Genomic DNA, 20,800 nt, shown 5'->3' with positions numbered 1-20,800 from the left:
GCAGACCTTCAACGTTGCAAGTGGGGATGGCCCGGCGCGGCCGCCGGCGACGGTCCGGCGAGGAAGGCGCTGATGGCGGCGATGGTGGGGTGCTCGCGGACGATGAGCGGCGACACCTCGCGACGCGTCAGGGTCTCCAGCCGGCCTGACAGCTCCAGCGCGGCCAGCGAGTCCAGCCCGAGCTCGATCAGCGGCACGTCGGGATCGACCTCGCTGATCGCCACCTTGAGCTTCTCGGCGACCCACCGCACCATCCAGTCACGCAGCTCGGTGCTGCTGGGCGGGTCCTGGCTCGGAAGGGCGATCTCCACAGGCGATGTGACGGGAATGGCGGTCATGGAATGGATGCTCCCTCTGGGGTGGCTCGATCGGTGAAGGGCGGGAGGTCGCGGCAGGCCTGGCGACGGACCTTGCCGCTGGAGGTGCGCGGCAGATGGCCGGGCCGGACGAACGCCAGGTGGCCCAGGCGCACGTCGAAGTCCCGCAGCACCGCTCGCGCGATGCCGGGGCGCAGCGCTTCGAACGCCTCGAGCTGGTTGCGATGGCGTGCCGAGACTTCGATGATGACGCGAAGTTCCTCGCGGTCATCGCCGTCGGTCGCGAACGCCGCGATCAGCGCGTCGGCGAGCAGTCCGGTGTCGACCTCGCGCACGCTGGCCTCGATGTCCTCGGCATGCAGATTGCGGCCGGCGAAGATGATCAGGTCCTTGATCCGCCCGGTGATGACGAGGTCGTCATCGATCCGCACGCCGAGGTCGCCGGTCCGCAGCCAGGGACGTGGATCCTCGCTCGTACAGGCGCGAAAGACCTGCGTGGTCCGGTCCCGATCGCGCCAGTAGCCCTTGGCGATGCTGGGGCCGCGCAGCCAGATCTCGCCTTCGTCGCCGGCGGCCCGCGGCTGGCGTGTCTCGGGATCGACGATCGCCAGCTCCAGGCCGTCGATGGCACGGCCGCATCCCACCAGCTCGCGGCCCGCGCGGACGTGGACGCGCAGCCGACCGGCTCCGTCGCAGGTGGACAGCACTGTCGATTCCGCCAGGCCGTAGCTGGCCGCGAAGATGTCGTCACGCAGGCCGAAGGGCGCGAAGGTGCGGACGAACGCGCGCATCGTGGGGGCATGGATCTGCTCGGCGCCGAGGAACGCGCAGCGCCAGCTGGACAGGTCCAGCGCTCCGGGCGCGAGCTGCGGCGCCGCGGCGATGCAGGCCCCGAAGGCGAAGGACGGTCCGCCGCTGACGGTGGCGCGCGTGTCGCTGATGGCCTGCAGCCACCGCAGCGGGCGTTGCATCGCGTACAGCGGCGACATCAGCGTGACCTGGCAACCCGCGTGCAGCGGTTGCAGGATGCCGGCGTTCAGGCCCATGTCGTGATGCGGCGGCAGCCAGATGACGCCCCGGCTGTCCGCGTCGATGCCGTAGACGCGGCTCTGCCCCTCCAGGTTGTGCATCAGGTTGCCGTGGGTCAGCATCACGCCCTTGGGCGTGCCGGTGGAGCCCGAGGTGTACTGCAGCAAGGCCAGGTCGTGGGTCGCCGCGCGATGGGGGGCGAAAGGCTCCGCCGCCTCGTCGGCCGACGGCGCGAGCGAGGGCAGGCGACCCCATGGCGCCGGGTGCGCGCCGGGGAGCGTGGCGGCCGCGCGGGCCTCCTCGGCATCCGCGGCGTCGCAGATCATCGCGACCGGATCGCAATCCTCGGTGATGGCCTGGAGCATGGCCAGGTTGCGCCGCTGTCGCATCGGCAATGTGGGCACGACCACCGCCCCGGCCCAGAAGCAGCCGAACAGCGCCACCACATGGTCGATGCCGGGCGGAAGGGCCAGCAGCACGCGGTCCCCCGGACGCGCCTGCGTGCCCAGGCGGCGCGCGAAGGTCATCGCGCGCCGCGCCAGCTCGCCCCACGTGATGTGGTCGTCGAGGCTGGGGCTCTCGATGAAGCGGTAGGCGACGCTGTCCGGCCGCTGCGCGGCGCGGTGCCGCAGCAGGTCGATGATCCCGGCCGGCGCGCTCGCGGGCGGCCCGCTCAAGCCGCCATCTCCAGCGCCTGCGCGGGCAGGCGTCGGTCGATCTCGCCCGCGAGCGCCCGCAGCGTCACGTCCATGCCCAGCAGCGTCTCATCGAATCCGAGGCTCACGCCAAAGTCGCGATCGACGGTGAACAGCATCTCCAGCGCGACCAGCGAGTCCACGCCCAGGTCCGCCAACGGGGCTTCCAGGCCCACGTCCTGCTCGTCGAGGTTGAGGATGGTGGCCAAGCTGGCGCGCAGCGTCCGCGCGATGAAGTCGACCCGCTGCGCCGGGGGCAGCGAGGCCAGTTCGGGCAGCAGCAGGCCCGTGGCCGCGGAGCCGGACAGGCCCTCGAAGATCGGGCGGCTCTGCAGCCATGGCAGGGACAGGCCCTGGTCCTCGTCCACGCTGATCGCGGTGACGTGCGATTCCGGCGCGTCCAGCGAGCCGTCCAGCGTCGACAGCACATGCGCGAGGCGCAGGCGCCGCAGGCCCACGCGCTCCCAGAGCTCGTGCAGGTCGCGGCCCTGCTCCGAGTTGCCGAAGCCGGCCTCCGCGATGGGTCCCCAGGCGACGCTCAGCGCGCGTGTGCGCGAGCCCTCGAACTGCCGGGCGACGCCGTCCAGCACGCTGTTGGCGCCGGCGTAGTTGGCCTGGCCGGGCGAGCCCAGCGTGGCCGCCGCGGTCGAGAACAGGACCAGGAGGTCCGCGTCGGTCTGGCGGGCCATCTCGGCCACCAGCAGCGCGCCCTGCGCCTTGGCCCACACGACCTCCTCGGTGTCCTCGCGGGTGACGTGGGCCAACGGCGCGACGGCCGTCCGGCCATTGCGCTGCCAGCTCGAGGCGAGGTGGAAGATGCCGCCGATGCGTCGGCCCTCGTGCTTCAAGCGCGCCGTCAACGCCTGCATGACCTCGGGATCGCCGACGTCGTGGGCCTGGTACTCGACGTGGTCGCACAGCGCCTGGAGCTCGCGCAGCCGGTCCTGGCGTCCGGCATCCAGCGGCGAGCGGCCCAGCACCAGCAGGCGTCGCGCGCCGCGGGCGCCGAGCCAGCGCGCGATCTCGAAGCTCAGGCCCTGCAGGCCGCCGGTCAGCACGAACAGCCGGTCGCCGTCGAAGCTGCGCGCCATCGCCCGCAATCCGGAGATCGCGGCCAGGCGGGGCACCTGCAAGCCGTCCGGAGAAAGGGCCACCTCGTCCTCGGACGAGCCCGAGGTCAGGAAGCGGGCCACGGCGTCGCCGGCGTCGGCATCACCGGCGTCGATGTCGATCAGCCCGCCCCAGGATTCGGGGCTCTCGACGGCATGGCAACGGCCCAGGCCCCAGGCGAAGTACTGCTCGGGCCGGGCCGGCCCGGCGGGGGTCGGACCGAGGAGGCCGGTGGCCGTGACGATCCACAGCCGCGTGCCGGATGCCAGGGCCGCCTGCTGGCAGGCGTGGACCAGGGCGTGGGCCCAGGCCCAGTTCCCGCGGGCGGCCGAGGCGTCGAAGGCCGGCGCGCCGTCCAGGAAGAAGACCACCCGTCGATCCGCCGCCGGGAGATCCCATCGCAGGGATGCGGCGACCTCGGCAGCGCTTGTCGCGACGGCGAGCGTCGCGCGGGCCACGCCGGCGGCCAGGCCGCTCGCGCGCAGGGCGTCGTGGCATCGGTCCGCGCTGGCGCTCGGGCCCCAGGAGATGACGTGCCATTGCGCCATGGCGGCCGCGGCGCCGCGCTCGGGCCATTCGGCGGGCTGCCAGCCAATGGAGAACAGGCCCGCGTTGCCTTCGCCCGTGGCGTCGGCGGGAAGGCTGGTGCTGGAGAGGGCGGATTCGATCATGGGCTGGGTTCGAGCAGGCGCTGGTCGTGGACTCGCAGGCTGGCCTGTAGCGCCGCGATGTGAGGAAGTTGGGCGAGGACGTGGCGGCCGGCGACGCCGAAGTCGACCAGGCAGGCGACTTCGTCGACGCCCAGTCCGCGCATGGCGTCCAGGGTCGCGCGCGCCGCGGCCGGCGTGCCGATCAGCGAGAGCCCGCGCACGGCGCGGTCGTAATGGCAATCGACGAACTGGGTGATCTGGCGCGCGTTGAGCTTCTTCAGGTCGACGGCGCGGGCACGCGCCGTCGCCAGGCCCTGGGCCATGGGCACGATGGATTTCAGGTAGTCGCCATAGGGACCGCGCACGGTGGCCGCGACCTGTGCCTCGTCGTCGCCGAGGAAGGTGTGCAGCATCAGCGCGACGCGACCCGCCTCCGGATCATGGCCGGCGGCCGCCCGCTGCCGGCGATACAGCGCGATGTTGTCCGCCAGCAGCTTGAGATTGCCGTCCAGCACATGCGTGAGCACATGTTCCCCGCGCTCGCCGGCGCGCCGGAAGGTCTCGGGGTTCTGCGCGGCGGCGATCCAGACCTGGAGCCGGGATTGCACGGGCCGAGGATGGGTGCGGAGCTGGATCGGCTCGCCAAGGCCGGAGCGCGCGGCGTGCGCGTCGCCGCGCCACAGCCGGCACAGCGCGTCGATCGACTCGAACATCAGCTCGCGGCGCTGCTCGTAGCGCTCGGGATGGAAGGCGTAGTCGTTGGGATGCCAGCCCGACGCGAACGCCGTCTCGATGCGCCCCCCGGACAGCTGGTCCAGCATGGCGAGCTCTTCCGCCAGGCGGATCGGGTCGTGCAATGGCGCGACCAGGCTGCCGGATCTCAGCGTCAGGCGCCGCGTGCGGCTGGCCACGGCCGCGAGGATCAGCATCGGATTCGGATACGGCCCGCCGAAGGATGTGAAGTGGCGCTCCGGAAACCAGATGCCGGCCAGGCCCTCGCGATCCGCGAACTCCGCGAGCTGGAGGGCGATCTCGTATTGCTGTCCCGCGGTGGGCGCCAGGGCGCCCGCGAACAGCATCAGGCTCAATTGCATGACGGCCCTTCCTGTCGCGACGGCGCCATGGACGACGAGTGGGGCGCGCTCATGCCGCCATCGCCAGCGAGGTCGACGGCGCCCGCTGACCCTCGAAGTAGGCGAAGCCGCCGAACATGAACTTCGTCGCCTCGGCGCCGAGCACGCCCAGCACCTCGCCCGGCCGGAGCAGGTGTTCCGAGCGCACCGAATGCAGTCCGATCCAGGTCGAGGCGGAGCCGGTGTTCCCGTACTTGACGGCGTGGTTGTGGAAGCGCGACTCGTCGATGCCCAGCAAGGGCGACAGCACCATGCCCATGCGGCCGTTGGCCTGGTGCGGCAGGAAACGACGCACGGTGGCGCCATCCAGGCCGACCGAGGCCAGGGCCTCGAACCCCTTCTGGAACAGCTCCAGCCCCGAATCGCGCGCGAGGCTGTAGGCGTTGTAGAAGCCGCGCGGCCCGGGGGTCTCGGCGACATAGGGTTGCGAGGACCCGCCTGTCACCAGGCTGAAGGCGGTGGGCTTGTGCTGCCCGAGGTTGCCGAAGTAAACATGGTCGATGGAGCCGGCGGTCGGCGCATCGGCCTGCCGGGACAGGATCACCGCGCCGGCGCCGTCGCCCATCTGCGCGGCCGTCACCAACTGACTGCGATCGCGCAGGGCCTCCTGGACGTCGTAGAAGACTGACCCGGTCTCGCTGCCCACGATGCACACCCGGTCCGCCGCGCCCGATTGCAGCATGGCGCTGGCGATGGTGAGCGCGTTCGCGAATCCCGTGCAGGCCTGGCGGAGCTCCATGTACTGGCCGGTGAAGCCGAGTTGATCCGCGGTCCAGGACGTATTGGGCGGCAGCAGCGTGTGCGGCGAGGTGGTGTGGCCGATCAGCACGTCGATGTCGTCGATCTGCAGCTCCGCATCGGCCAGCGCCGCGGTCACGGCCCGGGCCGAAAGCTCCGGATTGGTGTCCCCCGCGCGCGGGACTTCGAAGTTGCTGACCAGGTCCCGGCAGAGGTGCCGCCGCAGCACCCCCAGCTCGTCCGCGAGGCTGCCCACGAAGGCGGAGAGCTGGCCGCTGGCCGACCGCTCGAAGAAACGCACCAGGTCGGCGTTGGACACCGGCGCGCCCGGCATCGCGATGCCCGTGCCCCGCACCGCCAACCTCTGGGAAATCATTCGATACGCCACGCTGTTGCTCCGTTGGCTCGTTCAGTCGATCAATTGACGGGCATTGCCGGTCCGTGGCCGCGATTCATCCGCCGAATGGCTCGGGAGGAAGAGCGGCCCCCCCACCAGCCGGCGCACGAATGCGACCGTGAATCCCAGGTCATAAACGGCGCCATGCGCCGCCAGGTCGTCGCGCACCAGGCGGGACACCTCCACCAGATGCGGGCCCGGCACGCCGGGATACACGTGATGCTCGGCATGCCGGTTCGCGCCGCTGAGGAACATCTGGCCGAAGACATCGCAATCGAATGAACTGCAGGCCGCCAGGCTGTCGTGCGCCGCCAGGCCCTGGTGGTAGACGATGTCATTCATGCTGCCGATCAGCAGCGCGACCCCGACGGTGATGACCAGGAAGCGCCATTCCGGCGCCGGCAGCAGTTGCCAGAGCAGGGCGTAGAAGAGGACCGCGAGCATCGGCCCCCGAAGCGCCGCCGCCCAGCCCTGTCTGTGCTTCAGCGCCGTATAGGGCGAACGCAGCAGCAGGAAGATCGGCGCGCCGACGAGGCTCGCGACCAGGAGCAGCGCCGACGTCGCGGCATTGGAGCGGCGCGGGTAGATGATTTCCTGCGGGTCGCGCTCGGTGCGGAAGTTGGCGTGATGGGCGAGGTGCGCGAGGCGGTAGCCCACGTACGAGGTGCCCACGACGACGCACAGGCATTCGCCCAGCCACGCATTGACGCGCCGATTGGCGGCCAGGTGCCCGTGGGACGACTCGTGAAGCAGACTGAACAGGCCAATGAACTGCAATGCGCCGATCAGCGCGCAGGCCGATTGGACGACGAGCGGCAAGGGGCCCGCGTAGCGCGCCCCGGCAATCGTCGACAGCGATAGCGCGGCAAGGTAGGCAAGTGCCTTCCATTTCTGCCAGGCCACTGGCTGCATGAGCTTCGCGGGCAATGTCAGCCGCGTTGCATGCATACGCTTCCTCCCTGTGGTTCTTGTTGACAGGTTTTTTTCATTCTAGGAGAGGCGGAGACGCGTCGAATCGAATGTGAACAAGATAAGACACCGAGGGGAGTCACTGATGGCATTGATGCGGGTACATTCGCGCCTCAATCGAAGGCATTGGGTCCGCATGAATGGACTCTCGCATTCGTCAATGTGCCAACGATCAATGGAGAGGGTTCATGGTCAATGTCTGCGTCTCCGGACTGGGAGTGGTGGCTCCGAATGGATCGTCACTCGATGACTTCTGGGCGTCACTCGTGACGGCGACATCGGCGTTTTCACCGGCGCGCAGCGTGCTTCCGTCGCGTATCCTCGCCGCCGAGCTCGGCATCGATGCATTGAAGGACGTGCCGATCGCTCGTCCATTGATGTGCGATCGCTCCGCGCTGATTGCCATCGCGGCGGCATCGCGCGCGCTGGACGATGCCCGACTGACGCCGGGCAGTTATGACCCGACTCGAGTCGCGGTTGTCATAGGAAATGGCGCGGGCGGTCAGACGACGACCGAGCAACAGTACCAGCTGCTCTATCGGCAGGGCCATGGACGCATCAGCCCATTGGCCGTCCCCAAGATCATGGGCAGTTCCACCGCGAGCTGGGTCTCGATTGCATTCGGCCTGCAAGGGCCGGCCTTCGTGCTATCCAGCGCCTGCGCGTCGGGCACGCACGCGATCGGCGTGGCGGCGCAATTGGTCCAGTCCGGCGTCGTCGATGTCGCGGTGACGGGGGGCGTGGAGGCCTGCCTCACCGTGGGCACCCTGCGCGCGTGGGAGGCGATGGGTATTCTCGCGACCGACACCTGCCGCCCTTTCGCCCGCGGACGCGCCGGCCTGGTGTTGGCCGAAGGCGCGGGACTGATCGTGCTGGAATCGGAGGCGCATGCGCGCGCTCGCAAGGCGCCGATGCGCGCGCGCTACGCGGGGTATGGATCGAGCGCGGATGCCGGGGATCTGACCAAGCCCAGCGCGGACGGCATGGCGCGCGCGATGCGCGCGGCGCTCGCCGCCAGCCAGTTGCTGCCGCGGGAGATCGACTACGTCAACGCGCACGGCACTGGCACGAAGACCAATGATCGCGTCGAGACGGAGGCGTTGCACGCCGTCTTTGGCCGAGAGACGGTGCCGCTGGTGTCGTCGACCAAGTCGGTGACCGGGCACGCGCTCGGCGCGGCCGGCGGCCTCGAGGCCGTCGCCAGCGTGCTGACCTTGCAGCATCACCTGGTGCCGCCGACGGCGAATTTCGACGAGGCCGACCCCGAGTGCGCGCTGGACTGCGTGCCGAACATCGCGCGCCCGCATGCCGTGCGGGCGGTGATGTCCAATTCGTTCGCCTTCGGCGGATTGAATGCCTCAGTCGTTTTCGTCGAGGCGCGCTGAATGCGCGAGGCCGGGCGCCATGCCCTGCATGGCGGGCGACGAGACCGTCGCCGCGCCGCGCCGCCGGGGCAGGGCCGGAATGGGGGCGGGCGCATCCGGCGCGGCCATGGCGTGGCGAGCCTCGGCCGCCTCGCGCAGCACGCTTTCGAAGGCCCGCACCAGCGGGGCCGTGTGGGGCGCGCGCAGCATCGTCTTGTGGTCGCCGCCCGCGTCATGCACGCTGCAGCGGGTGTGGCTGAGGCCGCGCCAGTGATCGATGACCGCGGCGCGCGAGTCGGCGCGTTCGCCCAGGGGGACGAAGGCGGCGATCTCGCAATTCACCGCCGACGGCCTGTGGGCATGGTAGGCCTGCAGGTGGGTGCGGTAGAGATGGGACAGACGGTCCTTGTAGCGGCGGGGCACCAACCGGTCCATGCCGCGCAGCGCCGTCTTCAGCAGCGACGCCGTCTGCGCCTCGACGATGGCGGACCGCTCGGCGTCAGGTGTCTGGTCCGTCACCTGGGTCGGCGGGCTCGGCGCGAGGAGGATCAGCGGACGCGGCGTCAGGCCGGCCGCCTCCAGCTGGCGAGCCATCTCCAGGGCCACGATGCATCCGAACGAGTAGCCGCCGAGATGGACGGACTCCAGGTCTTGTTCCTGCGCGATCACCTGCAGATTGCGCGCCGCCAGGGCCTGCACCGTGCCCATCGGCTCCTCGCCGTCCTCCAGTCCGCAGGCCTGGATGGCGTGCAGGGGGCCTTGCAGCAGGCCGGTGCGCTGCAGGTGGTAATAGAAGAAGACCGTGCCCGCGATCGCATGGCACATCACAAGGGGCGCGCGCGACCCCTTGTCGTGGATGCGGAAGGGGCGTCCGCTCTTGGGCAGCATGCCATTCAATCCTGGAAATGGAGACATCGGGAATGATCGTGAGAGAGGGTAATCACGGGGTGTCGTTGTCCCCGCCACAATTGACTCGAATGAATCGTCACGCGTGACGGCGGTAGTGTGGCGGCAACGTCGGGCGGCAATGATGCTGTAAATGCCGAGTGGACAGGCGCGGGGCCGCCGATTATTCTGAAAACGAGCCGTCGATTCAAAGAATACTTCTGAAGGCAATTGGGTGAGCACTCTATCCGACTCGAGTCGATCAATCGCGGGACCATTGATTCAATCACGTCACACCGAGCCGGATTCATTGACGACGCCGGACGGCCGGGCCATCGAGCAGCGCGTGGCGGATGCCCGAGACTGGGTGCGCCCATTCGTCGAGAGTGCCGGCGTGATTGGCGCGTTCCTGCACGGCTCTTCCACGCGGCCCTATGGCGACGATGATTCGGATGCCGATCTCTGCGTGGTCGTCGAGCCCGAGGCGCCACGGATGGATCCCGAGTTCGCATTCCAGCGGCTCTGGAAGGACGGGCGCAAGGTCGCGGACCTGAAGTTCGTCTCCATCGCCGAACTCGGCGCGCCGCAGGTCGACCTGGAGCACTACCGGGCCGTGCATGCCCGGATCCTGTTCGATCGTGACGGGCAACTGGCGTCATTGCTGGCCCGTGTCGCCAAGGTGCCGCACGTGATGGCCACCGATCGCCTGAAGGTGCATTACTTCGAGGTGACCTTCGTGATCGGCAAGATTCAGTCGGCCTTGCGGCGCCATCAGCGAGAGGCCGTCACGCTCCTGCGGACGCAGTTGGTCCTTGCCGCGGCCAGGCTGCTGTTCCTGCAGCGAGGGACCTGGCCGCCGCCCACGACGTGGATCTTTCACGAGCTGGCGCTCGTCGGCGTGCCGTCCGATCTGATCGCCGCGTTGCGCGATGTCCTCGATGTCGCGGATCCCCGGCGTCTGCGCGTGCTCCGCGGGGCGCTCGATGGCCATCTGATCGAGCGCGGTGCCACATTCGTCGACAACCCCGTGCTGCTGCTGGACTGGCTCTTCGAATCGCCGGAAGGACGTCGCGCGCAGATGAACTGGAGGAGCGCATGGTGAGCCCGCCTGATCGGGACCGGGCGATCGCTCGGCGCCTGGTGATCGCGGCCACCTTCACGCCGGAACCCCTCGGGCCGGTGCTGGAGTTCTGGCTGCGGCAGCTCGCGCTGCCACTGGAAACGACCTGGGCGCCTCACAACCAGGTCTTTCAGCCGCTGCTGGAGCCTGGCGGCGCGTTGAGGTCGAACGCGGGCGGCCTGTGCGTGCTGCTCGTGCGCCGGGTCGACCTGGGCGCGGAGGCCTCGCGCGTGCGGCAGGCCGCGACCGACCTGTGCGCGGCGATCGCCGCGTCGGTGGCCGCCTCGGGCGCGACGCACATCGTGGTCGTGTGCCCGTCCGATCGATCGGCATCGGTCGAGGGGGCAGGGGGGCGCGATGGCGGTGGCGCACACGAGGCTGCGGATCAGGCCGAGGACCGCGCGCTCGCGCAGGCGCTGCGCGCGGTGGCCGGCGTCGACGTGGTCACGCCGGAGGACGTCGCCGGGCTCTATCGGGTCGCCGACATCCACGACGCCTTTGCCGAGCGCGAGGGGCAGGTGCCCTTCACCGAGGCGTACTACGCCGCGCTCGCGACCGTCATCGCGCGACGGCTTCGGGTCGCCTGCAGCGATCCGAAGAAGGTCATCCTGGTCGATTGCGATGACACGCTCTGGGGGGGAATCTGTGGCGAGCTGGGACCCGAAGGGGTCGTCCTGGATGCGCCCCGGCTCGCGCTGCAGCGTTTCCTGCTCGCGCAACGCGCGCAGGGGGTGCTGCTGGGCGTCGTCAGCCGGAACAACGAAGCGGACGCGCTGGCGGTCTTCGACCGGCGCGAGGACATGGTGCTGCGTCGCGAGCACTTCACGACGTGGCGCATCAACTGGGCGCCCAAGAGCGCCAACATCGCCGACATCGCGCGCGAGCTGGCGCTCGGCGTGGACAGCTTCGTCTTCCTCGACGACGACGCCTTCGTTTGCGCCGAGGCGCGCGAGCGCTGCGCCGGCCTGGTCGCCCTCCAGCTGCCCGACGACCCCGCGGACCTGCCGCGTTTCCTGACGCAGGCCTGGGTCTTCGATCGAGGCCGGCTGACCGAGGAGGACGCGCGGCGCAACGAACGCTACCGCGAGGCCGGCGAGCGCGAGCGCGCGCGGGTCGGCCTGTCCCATGCGGCCTTTCTGGAGACGTTGGCGCTGGTCGTCTCCATCGAGGCGATGGCGGAGGCGGACGTGCCGCGCGTGGCGCAGATGCTGCAGCGGACCAACCAGTTCAACGCGACGGGCGTGAGGCGATCCGAAGCGCAGGTGCGCGCCCTGGCGGCTCAGGGGCTGGAGACCTTCGTCGTGCGCGTGCGCGATCGCTTCGGAGACTATGGGCTAACGGGCGTCGTCATCGCCGGCTGCCGGGATCGCCAGTTGGTCGTCGACGCGATGCTGCTGAGCTGCCGCGTGCTCGGCCGCGGCGTGGAGCACGCCGTGGTCCGGCAACTGGCGGGGATCGCGATGGATCGTGGCGCGTCGGACGTGGCGCTGCCCTTCGTGGCGACCGAGAAGAACGCGCCCTATGCGGCCTTCTTTCATGCACTGCCCGCACGACGGACTTCGTCGGAGGGCGTCGACTCGGCCGTCGCGGAGGCACGGGTCCTGCTGAAGCTCCGGCATGAGGCGACGACGCCTGGCGCGACCCCGACGGCAAGCTCGACCGCGACCACGACCACGACCACGACCACGACCACGACCACGACCACGACCGCGTCCGGTCCATCGGCCTCGTCCGTGGCGTCCACCTCGCCCGCGCGGGGGGAAGACGGCGCGGCGCCGCGGCTGGCGATGAACGCGCCCGCTCCGAGCGATGTGCTGGACTATCGCGAGGTCGCGCTAACGCTCGGCTGCGTCGACGACATCCTCCGCAGCCAGCGCGAGCGGTCGGCGGACGCGGGATCGGTGCGCGGCGACGCGGCGTCGATGTCGATCGAGGATCAGATCGCACGGATCTGGCGCGAGGTGCTGGACATCGGCGCCGTCGGCCGCGACGACGACCTCTTCGACATCGGCGGCGATTCGCTGGTGGCGCTGCGCATCCTCTCGCGCATCAACAGCCAGTTCCAGGTGGAGATCCCGTTGCACCGCCTGTTCCAGGCCGAGGCGACCATCGCGTGGATGGCGGCCCAGGTGGGCGAGGGCGCGCGCGCCGCGGGGGGGATCCCGCGCGTCTCGCGCGAGGGAGCCCTGGATGCCTCCTTCGGCCAGGAGGCGCTGTGGCTGCAGGCCCAGCTCCATCACGGGCCGGCCTACCACGTGCCCCGCGTCCTGCGCCTGCACGGCGAGCTCGACGTCGATGCGTTGCGGCGCAGTCTCGGTGAGATCGTGCGGCGCCATGAAGTCCTGCGCTCGACGCTGGTGGCCGCCGACGGCCGCCTGCGCCAGGTCGTCCACGACGCCACACCCGTGCCCTTGCCGGTGGAGGAAGCCCGCGACGGCGACGACGTGCGCGAGCGGCTTCGACTCGAGATCGAGCGGACGTTCGACCTGGCGCGCGGGCCGCTGGTGCGCGCGCGGCTGTTCAGGCTGTCTCCGGTCGAGCATGTCTTCGTGCTGGTCATGCATCACGTCGTGACCGACGGCACGTCGACGGACGTGATCGATCGCGAGTTGGCCGCGCTGTACGGCGCTTTCCGCCGCGGCGACGCGTCGCCGCTCGCCGAGCCGGCACTGCAGTACGCCGACTTCGCGGCGTGGCAGCGCCGGGCGATGCAGGGCGAACGCTGGCAGGCGCAGCTCGCGTACTGGAGGGGGCGGCTGCGGGGCGCGCCGGTGGCGCTCGAGATGCCCACGGACAGGCCGCGCCCCTCGATGAAGCAGTACCGCGGCGACAAGGTCCCACTGGCGCTGCAGGGCCTCGGCGCGGCGGTGGGAGAGCTGGCGCATCGGGAAGGGGCGACGCCCTTCATGGTCTGGCTGGCTGGGTTCTACGTGCTGCTGGCGCGCCAGAGCGCGCAGACCGACATCGTGATCGGCACGCCGGTCGCCAACCGGTCACGGGCCGAGCTGGAGGACCTGGTCGGTTTCTTCGTCAACACGCTGCCCTTGCGGACGACGCTGGCGGACGGACCCTCGTTCCGCGAGGTGCTGGCTCGGGTCAAGGAGACGGCGCTCGGCGCCTTCGACCATCAGGATCTGCCCTTCGTCCGGCTCGTGGAGGAGATCAAGCCCGCGCGTGACCGGAGCCGGACACCGATCTTCCAGGTGATGTTCGCCTACATGAATCGCTACGCCAGCGCCCTGGCGCTTGAAGGCCTGAGGATCGAGCACGAGGTTCGGCTGGATGCCTCGAAGTTCGACCTCACCCTGTCCATCCAGGAACGCGATGGCGTTGCGAGTGGCTGGCTCGAGTACGACGCGGTCCTGTTCGATCGCGTGACGGCGGAGCGCATGGCGCAGGCGTATGCGACGCTGCTCGTCGACGCACTGCGACAGCCCGACGAACGCGTTTCGGTGCAGCCCGTGGCCGTGCGTGACGCGGCCCACGAGGTCATTCAACGACGCCCGCGCAAGGTGGACGCTTGAGGCCGCGACACGCCGGGCGGCGGACGGCCGGAGGGTCGCGTCGATGCTGAGGGCACGCCTGGAGCGGACGAAATGGCGACGCCTGGAAGCGCTGCAGGGCCTGTTGCCGTTCATGGCGCGGCGCCGCTGGCAGTTCGTCCAGGCCGCGATCGCGTTGCTGCTGGCGGCCGGCGCGGCCTTGGTGCTGCCCTACGCGGCGCGCCGGATGATCGACGCGGGGCTGGGCCGTCCGTCGCCGGACGCGGGCCTGTTCATCGATGGCTCGACGGCGACCTTCCTGGCGTTGCTGGGCGTGGCGCTGGTGCTGGGACTGGCCACCGGTGCCCGCCTGTACCTGGTGCAGCGCGCGGGCGAGCTGGTTGTCGCCGACCTGCGCAAGGCCGTCTACCGCCATGTCCTGCGGCAGAGCCCGGAGTTCTTCGAGTCGGCCAGGACCGGCGAGGTGCTGTCGCGCCTGACCGCCGACACGCTGCTGATCCAGTTGCTGATCGGCACCAGCCTCAGCATCGCCACGCGCAACCTGGTGCTGCTGCTGGGCGGCACGATTGTGCTGTTCATGACCAGTCCGATGCTGACCGGCGTCATCCTGGCGTTGCTGGTCGTGGGCAGCGTGCCGATGGCGGCGCTGGGGCGGCGGGCACGCGCGCTGTCGCGGGACACGCAACTGCGCGTGGCCGACACGGCGGCGGTGGCCGCCGAGGTGCTGAACGCGATGCCCACGGTGCAGGCGTTCACGCGCGAGCCGGCGGAGCTGCGCCGCTACGCCGATGCGACGGATCTGGCGATGAGCACGTCGCTGCGACGGATCCGGTTCCGCGCCTTGATCAACACGTGGGCGATCGTGCTGTCCGCCTGCGCCATCGTGTTCGTGCTCTGGCTGGGGAGCAGCCAGGTGGCGCAGGGCCGCATGAGCGCCGGGACGCTGGGCCAGTTCATCCTGTACGCCATGATCGTGGGCAGCGCCGTGAGCGCGCTATCGGAAGTGGCGGGCGATTTCCAGCGCGCGGCCGGGGCGGCGGAGCGCCTGCTGGAGCTGCTGGCCCTGCGCTCGCCCGTGGCCAGCGCGCTCGCGCCCAGGCCGCTCGCCGGCCCGGCGGGCCGGGGCGCGGCCGTGAGCCTGTCCGGCGTGGTCTTCCACTACCCGTCGCGCCCGCTCGAGCCGGCGCTCGCGCGGCTGGACCTGAAGATCGCCGCGGGCGAGACGATCGCCATCGTCGGCAGTTCCGGCGCGGGCAAGAGCACGCTCTTCCAGTTGCTGCTGCGCTTCTACGACCCGCGCCATGGCGCGATCGAGTTCGACGGCGTGGATCTTCGCGACCTGGACCTGCAGGCGTTGCGTCGTTCGATCGGGGTGGTGCTCCAGGAGACGGTGATCTTCTCGACCTCGGTGATGGAGAACATCCGCTACGGCCGCGAGGACGCCAGCGACGAGGAGGTCCTGCAGGCCGCCGCGCTGGCGGCCGCGCACGAGTTCATCGAGCGTTTGCCGGAGGGTTATCAGACCTTCCTCGGCGAGCGTGGGGTGCGTCTGTCCGGTGGCCAGCGGCAGCGGATCGCCATCGCGCGCGCGCTGCTGAAGAACCCCCGGCTGATGCTGCTGGACGAGGCCACCAGCGCGCTGGACGCCGAGTCCGAGCGGCTGGTCCAGCAGGCATTGGACACGGCGATGCGTGGCCGCACGACGCTGGTCATCGCGCATCGGCTGGCCACGGTCAAGCAGGCGAGCCGGATCCTGGTGATGGAGCATGGCCGGGTCGTGGAGACGGGCACGCACGCGTCGTTGATGGCGTTGGGCGGCCGGTATGCGCGACAGGCGGCGCTGCAATTCCAGCCGGGGCCGGAAGACAAGGCGCTGACGGGGCCGTGCATGTGACGGAGCAGGTCCCGGCCTGACGACGACCTCGGATGGAGAGGAACGATGACGTTTTTCCAGGAAGCCGCATGAGCGATCAACTTTATGTCGTGGTCCGCAACCACGAAGACCAGCACGCGATCTGGCCGCGGGCCCGGTCCTTGCCCGCGGGGTGGGCGGACGTGGGCGTCCAGGGGCCGAAGGCCGACTGCCTGGCCTGGATAGAGACGCACTGGCTCGACATGACGCCCGCCAGCCTGCGCGATGCGCTGAAGGGAGTGCGCGCGTGAACGCGCCGGGCCATGCCGTCGAGGAGGCGACGGAGGCGACGGATGCGGCAACGGACCTGGTGGGCGACACCGCCTGGACGGACCGCTTCGCCGCCTCGTTCGTGCAGGAAGCGCGCTACCGGCTGGCGCGCGGGGCGACGGCGCCAGGGCAACACCTTTGGGCGGTCTGTCGCATGGCCGGCGAGGCGGATCAGGCGGCGCTGCAGGCGGCGCTGGCGGATCTGGTGGAGCGCCACGAGGGCCTGCGCACCGGCTTCGAGGACGCGTCCACCGGTGTTGACGAGGTGACGCAGGTGGTGCATGGGCATGTCTCGTGGTGGCTGCGAAGGCACGAGTCACGCACGCCCGATGCCGAGGCGCGCGAGCGCGGAACCGACGCGCTGATGCGTGCGCTGGTGAACGAGCCCTTCGACCTGACGGCGCCGCCATTGGCCCGTGCATGCCTCATTGCCCGTGGCGCGCGGGCCGATGGCCCGCCCACGCACGACCTGCTGTTGGTGCTGCACCGCCTGGTGGCCGACGAGCCCTCGATGGCGCTGATGCTGAAGGAACTGGGCGCCTGCTACGTGGCGCGACGGCAGGGCCGCATGGCGACGTTGGAGCCGCTGGCGATCCAGTATGCGGACTATGCGGCGTGGCAGCGCGAGCGCACGAGCGGCGCGGCCTGGCACGCCCTGCTGAGCCATTGGCGCCAGACACTGGACGGCGCGCCGCCGATGCTGAGCCTGAGCCGGGACCGCGGTGGCGCGCGCGATGTCGGCTCGCCCTCGGGGACCACCAGCGTGGCGCTGCATCTGGATGAGGCGTTGAGCGCAGGACTGCGCGCGCTTGCGCAGACGCGGCAGAGCACGCTGTCCGCGGTGTTGATGGCCGGCTGGGCGGCGCTGCTGTCGCGCTGCAGCGGGCAGGAATCGCTCTGCGTGGGCTACCCGGTGACGGGGCGACGGCGACCGGAGCTGCAGGGCGTGGTGGGGCCCTTCCTCAATACGCTGGTGCTGCGGGTGGAGTGTCCGCCGGGGCAGGTGGTGGCCGCGCTGATCGATCAGGTGCGCGATGCCATGCGGGAGGCCGAGGCGCACCAGGACCTGCCCGTCGAGTGCCTGATGGCCGAGCTCAAGCCGTCGGGCCAGCGCGGGCGAGCGGCGCTGTTCGAGGCGTTCCTGGCCTTTGATGAGGAGGATGCGTGGCTCGGTGATTCATCGACGGCCGAGCCCGGATGGTCGGCGGGCGCGTCCAGCGCGTCGTCGCCCCCCGCGGACGCCGGACTCGCGCTTGCGTTGCAGGCGCGGGCGGGAGAGATCCGTGGAACGCTGGCTGTCGACGCGGGGCAGTTCGATGCCGAGACCGCGGTACGTTTCGGACACCTGTTCGTGGTGGTCCTGCGCGGCATGGTCGCCGATGTGGCCTCGCCGGTCGCGACACTGCCACTGCTGGATCGCGACGGGCAGGCCACGTGGCGCGCCCGCCAGCGCGAGCACGCGCGGCCGGCCGCCGCCGAAGCCTGCGTGCACGAGCGATTTCGGGCACATGCCCGCGCGCATCCCGAGTCGGCAGCGGTCGCCTGCGGCGACGTGGTGCTGAGTCATGGCGAGCTGCTGCGGCGGGTCGACCGGGTGGCCGGCTGGTTGCGTGCCGCGGGCATCGGCGCCGAGCAGTTGGTGGCGGTGGGGCTGGGGCGGGACGTGGCCTATGTCGTCGCGATTCTCGGCGTCCTGACGTCGGGCGGCGCCTACGTGACGCTGGATGTGGCGGGACCGCTGGAGCGCCAGCTGGACGTGATCGACGACACCGGGGCCACGGTGGTCATCACCGACGAGGCGGGCGCCGCCGCCTACGCGGCGCGGCCGGCGTTGCGCGTGCTGGTCGTGTCGACGGGGGGTGGCGAGTTCGCGGGGGTGACGGTGATGCTGAATGCAGACACCGACACCGACACCGACACCGACACCGACACCGACACCGACACCGACACCGACACCGACACCGACACCGACACCGACACCGATGCCGATGCCGATGCCGATGCCGCGCGTCTTGAGCGCCTGGCCTATTGCCTCTACACCTCCGGCTCCACGGGACGCCCGAAGGGGGCGCTCAACACGCATGGCGGCATGGCCAACCTGGCGGCGTGGTTCTTCTCGGACCGGGTGGCGACGCAACCCGCGGAGCGGGTGCTCATGGCCAGCGGCGTGACCTTCGACCTCACCCAGAAGAGCGTGCTGGCGACGCTGGCCTATGGCGGCGTGGTGGTGATCCCCGACGGCGACCTGGCCGACGCCGACGCGGTGCATGCGGCCATTGCCCGTCACGCGCCCACGCGCATCAGTTGCGCGCCGTCCGCCTATCGCGCCTATGGCCTGCCCACGCGCGGCACGTCGCTGCGCACGGTGGTCCTGGGCGGCGAACCCATCGCGCTGGACCTGGCGGCGCGAATCCGGGACTGCGGGCTGAATCTGGTGAACTCCTACGGTCCGACGGAGTGCGCCGACATCTCGGCCAGCCATCTCGCGCTGGCCGGCGATGCCGAGGCCTGGGCCGCGCAGCCCCTGCCCATCGGGCATCCGATCCCGGGCGCCCGGCTGTACGTGCTGGATGAGGCGCTGGAGCCCGTGCCGCCGGGCGTGGTTGGCGAGATTCACATCGCCGGCGCGGGTGTGGGCCGCGGCTACCTGCGCCGGGCCGGGCAGACCGCCGAGCGCTTCCTGCCGGATCCCTTCGGCGAGCCCGGCAGCCGCATGTACGCCACGGGGGATCTGGGCCGCGTGCTTCGCGACGGCGGGATCGAGTACCTGGGGCGAGGCGACTCGCAGGTCAAGGTGCGAGGCATCCGCGTCGAGACGGGCGAGATCGAGACCGCCCTGCGGGCCTGCGACGACGTGGCGGAGGCGGCCGTCGTCCCCATCAGCGATGAGAGCGGCGCCACCGCGTTGCTGGCGTGCGTGGTCCCTCGCGAGGGCGTGGCGCTCGGGATGGCGGCATTGCGCGCGATGTTGGCCGCGAGGCTGCCGTCCCACCTCGTGCCGGCGGCGTGGACGCAGCTCGATGCGCTGCCGTTGAATCGCAGCGGCAAGCTGGACCGACGGGCGCTGGCCCGATTGGCCCCGAATGCGCGCGCCTTGAGCGCCGACGAGCTGGAGCCGCCCGCGACGCCCACCGAGCAGGTGTTGCATCGGCTCTGGTGCGAGCTGCTGGGCACGCAAGCCATTGGTCGACACGACAACTTCTTCGCGATGGGCGGCCACTCGCTGCTCGCGATGACGATGGCGGGGCGTCTGCGATCCGAAAGCGGCCTGTCGGCCTCGATGTCGGACTGTCTCAATGCCGAGTCCCTGGCCGATCTGGGGGCGCGTCTGGACGCCGCCGCCGTGACTCCAACACAGCAGGAATGAAGATGGCATTCATCGACAGGGTTTTGCGCGCGCCGAGCTATGGCTGGGTCGATGCCGCGGGCGGGCTTGTCCGCCCCACGCCACGGCAGATCCTCCGCGAGGCGCTGGCGCGATGCAACGTGCTGCGGACGCGCAAGAACTGGATCTGCGTGATCGCCTGGGTCTGGGTGCTGTGCCTGCTGCCGGCGCCGGTGCTGTTCGTGAAGTACCACTTCAGCGGCGGCCTGCTGGCGCTGGCGTTGCTGTTCGGCGTCGGCGGCATGAGCACGCACGGCACGATCTGGTATCACCGCTACTGCACGCATCGGGCCTTCGCGTTCCGCCACGGCGCGTGGCGCTTCGTGACGCAGAACCTAGTGCCCAAAGTCGTGCCCGAGGAGATCTATGTCGTCTCGCACCAGGTGCATCACGTCAAGTCGGACCAGCCGGGCGATCCGTACAACGCATCGGCGGGCTTCCTTTACTGCTTCCTCGCGGACATCAACCACCAGCCCATCGCGCACGACCTGTCCGAGGACGACTATGCGCGGACCGTGAAGATGCTGGCGCATACCGGCATTCATCTGAACAGCTATCGCCAGTACCAGCGCTGGGGCTCGGTCAGCCACCCGGCGGCGCTGATCGCGCATGGCGTGCTGAGCTGGACGTTCTGGTACGCGGTGTACTACGCGATCGGCGGCCATGCGCTGGCGTTGGCGCTGTTCAGCGGCGTGCTGCTGTGGTCGGTGGGGGTGCGCACCTTCAACTACCAGGGGCACGGACGCGGCCGGGACCTGCGTCGCGACGGCGTGGACTTCAATCGGCGCGACATGTCCGTCAATCAATGGCGGCCCGGCGTGTTCGGCGGTGAATGGCACAACAACCATCACCTGTTCCCGAGCAGCGCCCGTTCGGGCTTCCTGTGGCATCAGCTGGATTGCGCCTGGCTCTACATCCGGCTGCTGCATCGCCTGGGCGCGGTGGCGTCCTACCGGGACGACCGGCAGCGCTTCCTCGACGAGTACTACCGGCCCGCGCTCAAGGCGCGCGCGGCGTCGGCGGCGCATCCCGCGCATGATGGCCCGTCAACACCGGAAACGCCGCCGATCAAGCCGCCTGGTGGAGCGTCCACAGCGCCGACGTCGACGTGAAGGGATGGGGACCGGGTGGGATGTCCGAGCGCCATGCGAGCGCACGGCCGCTAGCGGGTCCCGGAAAAACATAAAGCTGCCAGCGGCAGCTTTATGAGGCGAGGCTGATCTGCATTGAATAAATCGAGACGCTCTGAGCGTTAGTCTTTCGGCGATTCGGCCCCGGCAAGGGGCGAAGGAGAAGTCGTGAGACGGAGTCGTTTTTCGGTGG

General features: G+C 70.3%; 14 protein-coding genes. 7 read left to right on the top strand and 7 right to left on the bottom strand.

What is annotated here, in order from left to right; translation table 11 throughout:
- Positions 1 to 8 precede the first annotated feature (8 nt).
- From CDN99_RS10760 to CDN99_RS10735, 6 genes are read right to left on the bottom strand one after another with little or no spacing between them, the layout of a single operon-like run.
- Positions 9 to 338 carry an acyl carrier protein gene (locus CDN99_RS10760; RefSeq protein WP_088384873.1) on the bottom strand — a complete coding sequence of 110 codons (330 nt, stop codon included), beginning with the start codon at positions 336 to 338 and terminating at the stop codon, positions 9 to 11.
- The gene (locus CDN99_RS10755) at positions 335 to 2,023 is read right to left on the bottom strand and encodes a fatty acyl-AMP ligase (protein ID WP_088384872.1); all 1,689 of its coding nucleotides are present in this window, start codon (positions 2,021 to 2,023) and stop codon (positions 335 to 337) included. The genes CDN99_RS10760 and CDN99_RS10755 overlap by 4 nt, the downstream gene beginning before the upstream one ends.
- Complete coding sequence (locus CDN99_RS10750; RefSeq protein WP_088384871.1) at positions 2,020 to 3,822, bottom strand: beta-ketoacyl reductase; 1,803 nt, start codon at positions 3,820 to 3,822, stop codon at positions 2,020 to 2,022. Before CDN99_RS10750 ends, CDN99_RS10755 begins: the two co-directional genes overlap by 4 nt.
- Positions 3,819 to 4,895 carry a MupA/Atu3671 family FMN-dependent luciferase-like monooxygenase gene (locus CDN99_RS10745; protein WP_202820250.1) on the bottom strand — a complete coding sequence of 359 codons (1,077 nt, stop codon included), beginning with the start codon at positions 4,893 to 4,895 and terminating at the stop codon, positions 3,819 to 3,821. Before CDN99_RS10745 ends, CDN99_RS10750 begins: the two co-directional genes overlap by 4 nt.
- Positions 4,896 to 4,944: 49 nt before the next feature.
- Positions 4,945 to 6,048 (bottom strand): 3-oxoacyl-ACP synthase III family protein, encoded by a 1,104-nt coding sequence (locus CDN99_RS10740; RefSeq protein WP_088384870.1) that lies wholly within the window; start codon positions 6,046 to 6,048, stop codon positions 4,945 to 4,947.
- A gap of 33 nt (positions 6,049 to 6,081) precedes the next feature.
- The gene (locus CDN99_RS10735; RefSeq protein ID WP_088384869.1) at positions 6,082 to 7,017 is read right to left on the bottom strand and encodes a fatty acid desaturase family protein; all 936 of its coding nucleotides are present in this window, start codon (positions 7,015 to 7,017) and stop codon (positions 6,082 to 6,084) included.
- A 161-nt stretch (positions 7,018 to 7,178) separates the two neighbouring features.
- Between CDN99_RS10735 and CDN99_RS10730 the strand changes: the two genes are divergently transcribed.
- Positions 7,179 to 8,423: a beta-ketoacyl-[acyl-carrier-protein] synthase family protein gene (locus CDN99_RS10730; RefSeq protein ID WP_310732472.1), complete on the top strand. Its 1,245-nt coding sequence runs from the start codon at positions 7,179 to 7,181 to the stop codon at positions 8,421 to 8,423.
- On the opposite strand, the gene CDN99_RS10725 is transcribed toward CDN99_RS10730, so the two are convergent.
- Complete coding sequence (locus CDN99_RS10725) at positions 8,397 to 9,290, bottom strand: thioesterase domain-containing protein (RefSeq protein ID WP_158218817.1); 894 nt, start codon at positions 9,288 to 9,290, stop codon at positions 8,397 to 8,399. The genes CDN99_RS10730 and CDN99_RS10725 overlap by 27 nt on opposite strands.
- A 307-nt stretch (positions 9,291 to 9,597) precedes the next feature.
- On the opposite strand from CDN99_RS10725, the gene CDN99_RS10720 reads away from it, so the two are divergent.
- From CDN99_RS10720 to CDN99_RS10695, 6 genes are all read left to right on the top strand, one after another.
- A complete protein-coding gene (locus CDN99_RS10720) occupies positions 9,598 to 10,389 on the top strand; it encodes a nucleotidyltransferase domain-containing protein (RefSeq protein WP_088384866.1) in 792 nt (263 codons plus the stop codon).
- Positions 10,383 to 13,931, top strand: a complete 3,549-nt coding sequence (locus tag CDN99_RS10715; RefSeq protein WP_088384865.1) for an HAD-IIIC family phosphatase — start codon at positions 10,383 to 10,385, stop codon at positions 13,929 to 13,931. The genes CDN99_RS10720 and CDN99_RS10715 overlap by 7 nt, the downstream gene beginning before the upstream one ends.
- 43 nt (positions 13,932 to 13,974) lie before the next feature.
- Complete coding sequence (locus tag CDN99_RS10710; RefSeq protein ID WP_088384864.1) at positions 13,975 to 15,804, top strand: ABC transporter transmembrane domain-containing protein; 1,830 nt, start codon at positions 13,975 to 13,977, stop codon at positions 15,802 to 15,804.
- Between the two features lie 68 nt (positions 15,805 to 15,872).
- A complete protein-coding gene (locus CDN99_RS10705; RefSeq protein ID WP_088384863.1) occupies positions 15,873 to 16,073 on the top strand; it encodes an MbtH family protein in 201 nt (66 codons plus the stop codon).
- A complete protein-coding gene (locus CDN99_RS10700; protein ID WP_088384862.1) occupies positions 16,070 to 19,459 on the top strand; it encodes a non-ribosomal peptide synthetase in 3,390 nt (1,129 codons plus the stop codon). The genes CDN99_RS10705 and CDN99_RS10700 overlap by 4 nt, the downstream gene beginning before the upstream one ends.
- 2 nt (positions 19,460 to 19,461) lie before the next feature.
- Positions 19,462 to 20,589 carry a fatty acid desaturase gene (locus CDN99_RS10695; RefSeq protein WP_088384861.1) on the top strand — a complete coding sequence of 376 codons (1,128 nt, stop codon included), beginning with the start codon at positions 19,462 to 19,464 and terminating at the stop codon, positions 20,587 to 20,589.
- Positions 20,590 to 20,800 lie beyond the last annotated feature (211 nt).

The sequence above is a fragment of the Roseateles aquatilis genome (assembly GCF_002205645.1).
Classification (GTDB): domain Bacteria; phylum Pseudomonadota; class Gammaproteobacteria; order Burkholderiales; family Burkholderiaceae_C; genus Roseateles; species Roseateles aquatilis.
This window is presented reverse-complemented; position numbering and strand designations above follow the sequence as displayed.

Bases quoted from the DNA above. Each gene is read 5' to 3' on its own strand.
- CDN99_RS10760 (WP_088384873.1), bottom strand. From the start codon at position 338: ATGACCGCCATTCCCGTCACATCGCCTGTGGAGATCGCCCTTCCGAGC.
- CDN99_RS10750 (WP_088384871.1), bottom strand. From the start codon at position 3,822: ATGATCGAATCCGCCCTCTCCAGCACCAGCCTTCCCGCCGACGCCACG.
- CDN99_RS10745 (WP_202820250.1), bottom strand. From the start codon at position 4,895: ATGCAATTGAGCCTGATGCTGTTCGCGGGCGCCCTGGCGCCCACCGCG.
- CDN99_RS10740 (WP_088384870.1), bottom strand. From the start codon at position 6,048: ATGATTTCCCAGAGGTTGGCGGTGCGGGGCACGGGCATCGCGATGCCG.
- CDN99_RS10735 (WP_088384869.1), bottom strand. From the start codon at position 7,017: ATGCATGCAACGCGGCTGACATTGCCCGCGAAGCTCATGCAGCCAGTG.
- CDN99_RS10730 (WP_310732472.1), top strand. From the start codon at position 7,179: ATGGACTCTCGCATTCGTCAATGTGCCAACGATCAATGGAGAGGGTTC.
- CDN99_RS10725 (WP_158218817.1), bottom strand. From the start codon at position 9,290: ATGCTGCCCAAGAGCGGACGCCCCTTCCGCATCCACGACAAGGGGTCG.
- CDN99_RS10715 (WP_088384865.1), top strand. From the start codon at position 10,383: ATGGTGAGCCCGCCTGATCGGGACCGGGCGATCGCTCGGCGCCTGGTG.
- CDN99_RS10710 (WP_088384864.1), top strand. From the start codon at position 13,975: ATGCTGAGGGCACGCCTGGAGCGGACGAAATGGCGACGCCTGGAAGCG.
- CDN99_RS10705 (WP_088384863.1), top strand. From the start codon at position 15,873: ATGAGCGATCAACTTTATGTCGTGGTCCGCAACCACGAAGACCAGCAC.
- CDN99_RS10695 (WP_088384861.1), top strand. From the start codon at position 19,462: ATGGCATTCATCGACAGGGTTTTGCGCGCGCCGAGCTATGGCTGGGTC.